Here is a 4,598-nt window from a genome sequence, read left to right on the forward strand (position 1 = left end):
TACGTATACTATTTTAGTACCTAAAATGTTTCAACCGTCAGGACGCAGCAAATCGGAGGCTTACCATCATGGCGTCACTTCATATCGAATTCGCTACGATGAGCCTCTCCGCTCGCCTGATCGCGCTGCGCAAAGAGCGCGGCCTCACCCAGCAGGGCTTGGCCGATGCCACCGGCATTCACGTCCAGCAGATCAAACGCTACGAGGCCGGCTCTTCCGAGCCCTCGGCCGAAGCGCTGCGCAAGATCGCCCGGACCTTTGCCATCTCGACCGATTGGCTACTTTTTGAGGAAGGGGAGCGTGCCCCTTCCGACGATCTCGCCTTGCAGTTCGAAGCCGTTCAGCAGCTGTCGGACGACGAACGCGCCGTCATCAGGGAAGTCGTGGAGAGCCTGATCATCAAGTACCAATCGAGGCGGTGGGATTCGGCACGGCCAGCGGCGCCGGCCGCGAAGAAGGCGACTGCGCGGCGCAGCGCCGGCGCAAGCCGATAGGAGAGAGAAGGAAGGTAATGCAGTAAGAGCGCGGGCCGCATGGGCGGCAACCCATCCGGCCCGCTAACCACAACCAACTCAAGACAGGAGTTGTTCATGGCTAGGGCCAATCATAAAACACGTCCAGCGGCAGACGAAGAGCCGATCGCATTCGAATTGCCACTGCAAAGCTCCGCTGAACTCCCAGGCGGGTCGAACAAACCGTTCATCCCGTGGATGCAGGTCACCGATGCCCTGCTCGGGCACCTCGGCTTCATGCCCGGCGAGCGCGTCCACTTTTCCGTCGACTACATCAAGCGGCACATCTTCATCCGGCAAGCTTTCGACTGATCTCCCGCAACACGGCCGCTTAAATGACAGTGGGCCGCGTAAGCGACCCTCTGTCGTTACGACACTTGTTTTCCGTCTATCCACAGCCCTGGCTTTGTTTCGCTTCCACCTTTCAGCACAAATTCGCAACCGATGAGTCGGCCGTTGTCGACATAGCAAGTCCCAAGGTGCCGCGATGTCGAGACGACGTAATAGTCCAACGTATGGTCTTCAGCGAGCAAGCGAAGCTCAGAAATGAGGCTCTCTATACCGAACGTCGTTTTGTTTAACTGTCGTGAACTGTCAAGTCGCCGCTGCGCCTGACTAAGCGCAAAGTGGACCGAGCAGTGCTGAACGGCAACCTGGCGCGCATTTAATTCAGGCGATAGCAAGACGCTGCGCAGTTCATTGGCCCAAGAAGTATCGGGACGTTGATCCAGCAACTGTATCAAGTACGAGACGGTAGTCATTTGCACCCCTCCCGCGACACGGTAACGCCTGTTCTCGTTCCTTCTTGCAGCATCTCGGGTTCTCCCCACTGATTAATGTGGGTCCAGCCCCAACGCCATGTATCGCCCGGTTCCGGTGCTCCAACAGGAACACTTAGCAACACTCCGCCCGGACCGTCCTTGTTTGCATGGTCAAGCGCGAGGTCTTTGTTCTTCGTCCAAGACACGTATTGGCTCTCACCCGTCCGTCCGCCTTCAGCATGTTCTTCTGGCGTAATTTGCGCGTTCGGATTCGCCGGGCGGACAATGCCTTGTTTTGCTTCTTCGATAGCAGGATGTTTTGCGCTTACGCCTCGATACAAGCATTTGCAGCAGGTCAAGCCTAGCGGGTCCACCCAAGCGATAGGATTGGGGGCATATCGATATGAATTGATGCCACCCGCGAGCTTCACTGGGTCGGTCGAGATATATCGACCAACTTGCGGATCATAGTACCGATGCCGGTTGTAGTGCAGCCCCGTCTCCGGATCCTGCTGTTGCCCCTGAACTGGTTCCTTGGACGCAACTTCTCCGCGCGCGAGCCGCAATCCCTTACCCGGCGGAACTCGGCGCTTGCGAACCCCCGGCGTTGATCGAGAGCAGCGTTGCGCGCAGCGCGCGCAACGGGCCGGCGACGGCCGGCCCTAGCTCGTGCTCAGAAGTACTGCTCGGGATTGGTCACTCGCACGAAGTAGCTCCATGCGTAAGCTTGAACTACGCCGATCGGCGTATCGCTCGGCTCTTGCTTGCCTTCGTACACGGTCAGCACATCCCTCATGAAGCCCCGCAGTATCGATTCCGGCGTGGTCTTCTCTTGATCGCAGAACGCAACGAACTCGGGCAGCATATCGACCTTCATTTCCATCTCGTTACTCCTTATGGTTCGCACAGCGCGCAACTCGCGCTGTTGGCCCGTCTCAACCAGCGCCGCGCGCAGTCGCGTCAAGGGCGGGCGAAGCCCGGCGAAGCGAACCCTTGATGCGACGAGCACGGTGCTACCTTCGGCAGGCCAGCAGCGTGAGTCCCACCGACCTACGCAGCAGGTCCTGCCTCAATCCCGTCAAGGCCGCGCATCGCGCGCCCGTAGGGCTTGGCCTTGACGGGGATCGGTTCTTCACGCTCGGGCCATGCGGTGCAAGACGACACGGCGGCTTGCACTGCATGCCGAACAGCGGGGGTTCGTGGGGTTGCTTTCCGTTACGCAAGTAACGGCGAGCTAGGGAGCCCCTTGGGGGCGGATGGGAGGCAGGCTGTGAGCACGGCGCGAAGGCCGCTACGTGGCCGTAGCCCGCGCGCAGCAGACAGCCGGGAGGGCGGGGCTCACGAACCTTGCGCGCAAGCGCCTAGCTATGTTTGTTCGTACTGCTAAGCATTGGCCGCGCATGCGGCCCTGTGATACTCATGCGCGCAACGCGCGCGTGACCTGGGCCGGGGGCGCCAGACATAACGCGTATTAGCAACGGCCGGCAGGCCGGTGCCGTGGCAGCGTTTGCGAACCACTGGCGCCGGCCTGCCGGCCGTTGCTAATTGCCTTTGCGTTATGTTCAATTGCTCGGCCCCGAAGGGGACGGGCAATTTACCCCCGGCCCTCGTGTGATATCGGTGCGTAGCGCCGCTGGACCTTACTACCTTGGTGGACCACTGGCGTTCAGACCTCGCTCTCTTGCTCCGCTTCTGCCTCGGCTTCCGACTCGATAGCGGCTAAGAGAGAAGCGGCGGCCTCGCGATCGTGCGGCATCTTCGCCGGATGCGTGGCCGTATGAACTTCCCTCAGCTTGCCGATCGCAACGCGCGTATAGATTTGCGTGCTCGTCAGCTCCGCATGTCCCAGCATCACTTGGATGAACCGCACGTCCGCACCGTTTTCTAGCATGTGCGTCGCGCACGCATGGCGCAGCGCATGGCACGATCCTTCCCCGATCCCGGCACGGCGCATGTATTTCCTCACCAGCCCGCTCATGTTCCCGAGCTCGAACGGCGTGCCGTAGTCCGTCAGGAACAGCGTCCATTCGTCCGGGCGCACCATCAGGTTCGCGCGCTCTTCCAACAGATAACGCTCGACCCAATGGCACGCTCGCTCGCCCAGCGGCACGAATCGATCGCGTCGTCCTTTGCCGCAGCGAATGGCGACCGTGCGCGTCTCCAACTCGATGTCCGACACGCTCAGTTGCACGATCTCCATGCGCCGCATGCCCGTGCTGTACAGCACTTCCAGAATCGCCCGATCGCGTGCGCCCGTAATCTCGCTCGCGTCCGGCTGCGCCATCAACCGCTCCACCTGACCAACGGAGAGCACCACTTTGGGCAACGCCATCGGCTTCTTGGGCAACACCAGTTCGCCCGCAACGTTGTACGCGACGTACCGCTCGCGCGAGAGCCATTTGAACCACCCCACCAGCGGCTTGAGCATTTCCCGCTGCGAGCGGATCGCCAGCGGCTGGCCATCGCTCTTGCGGTACAGGTACAGATGCCGTTGATACGCTTCGAGCACCGCGCGCGTGAGCTCTTCCGGTTGGCTCAGGCCCCGCGCATCGCACCACTGCACCAACCGCTCCAACCCTCGGCGTCGGTTGAACTGCGTCGCTTCCGTTACGCCCGTCATGGCCGACCAATCCACGTACACCAGAACGTCAACGCGTCGATGATCGCTTCGCACAGAATCACTTCCTTGCAGCCGACCAGGCCCGCCGCATTGAACACGCCTCGATGAGGCCCTGGCAGGTACAGGTGATACGCCGTGCCCGGGCGCAAATCGTCGCGTATCTTGCGTCCGTATAGGCCCGCCACAGCGCCGGACGCGTCGAACCACGGAAACACCACACATCCATTCAAGTGCTCGTGCCCGCTCTCGCGTATCACGCCCACCGCTTGCAAGCGTGCGCGGATCGCTTCGCCCGCATGGCGGTTTTTCGCCGGCAAACGTAGCCCCAGCGTGCGATTGGCATAACCCAGCTTGAAGTGCTCGACCGCCGCAGCGATGCCGCGCTGCTCAAGGTAAGCCATTGCCTCGGGCGATGCTTTCAGGCTTTGATGGTAGTAATCGACCACCTGCGCAAGCAGCGCCACGTCGTCCGCGTCATTTGATACCGGCGCTTCGAGCACGCGAACGGTGGAATGCGTCGTCCCCACTTTAGCGGCTAAAGAGGGGATGCCTTCGCGCAGCAATTCGACAGCATGCCGAAACGAGATGCCGTTGGCCTTCATCACCCAATCGACCGGTCCGCCTCCGGCGTTGCAGCCGAAGCAGTGCCACAGGTTCTTGGCCGGCGTCACCACGAACGAGGGCGTCGAGTCCTCGTGGAACGGG

General features: G+C 61.1%; 6 protein-coding genes and 1 pseudogene. 2 read left to right on the forward strand and 5 right to left on the reverse strand.

Annotated elements, in window-relative coordinates:
* Positions 1 to 68 precede the first annotated feature (68 nt).
* Complete coding sequence (locus QQS38_RS25725) at positions 69 to 494, forward strand: helix-turn-helix domain-containing protein (protein WP_479648158.1); 426 nt, start codon at positions 69 to 71, stop codon at positions 492 to 494.
* Positions 495 to 590: 96 nt separating this feature from the next.
* Positions 591 to 824, forward strand: a complete 234-nt coding sequence (locus QQS38_RS25730; RefSeq protein WP_479648159.1) for a hypothetical protein — start codon at positions 591 to 593, stop codon at positions 822 to 824.
* Between the two features lie 56 nt (positions 825 to 880).
* On the opposite strand, the gene QQS38_RS25735 is transcribed toward QQS38_RS25730, so the two are convergent.
* The 5 genes and pseudogenes from QQS38_RS25735 to QQS38_RS25755 all read right to left on the reverse strand — a co-directional run.
* Positions 881 to 1,273 (reverse strand): hypothetical protein, encoded by a 393-nt coding sequence (locus QQS38_RS25735; protein WP_479648160.1) that lies wholly within the window; start codon positions 1,271 to 1,273, stop codon positions 881 to 883.
* Between the two features lie 350 nt (positions 1,274 to 1,623).
* Positions 1,624 to 1,797, reverse strand: a pseudogene (locus tag QQS38_RS25740) (RHS repeat-associated core domain-containing protein); the annotation flags it as partial.
* Between the two features lie 149 nt (positions 1,798 to 1,946).
* Positions 1,947 to 2,156: a hypothetical protein gene (locus QQS38_RS25745; protein WP_442808220.1), complete on the reverse strand. Its 210-nt coding sequence runs from the start codon at positions 2,154 to 2,156 to the stop codon at positions 1,947 to 1,949.
* 783 nt (positions 2,157 to 2,939) lie between these two features.
* Complete coding sequence (gene xerC, locus QQS38_RS25750) at positions 2,940 to 3,893, reverse strand: site-specific tyrosine recombinase XerC (protein ID WP_479648161.1); 954 nt, start codon at positions 3,891 to 3,893, stop codon at positions 2,940 to 2,942.
* Positions 3,890 to 4,598: CHC2 zinc finger domain-containing protein (locus tag QQS38_RS25755; protein ID WP_479648162.1), on the reverse strand; the 709-nt coding region annotated here is incomplete at its 5' end. The genes xerC and QQS38_RS25755, both read right to left, overlap by 4 nt.

The organism is Trinickia sp. Z7, assembly GCF_056498045.1.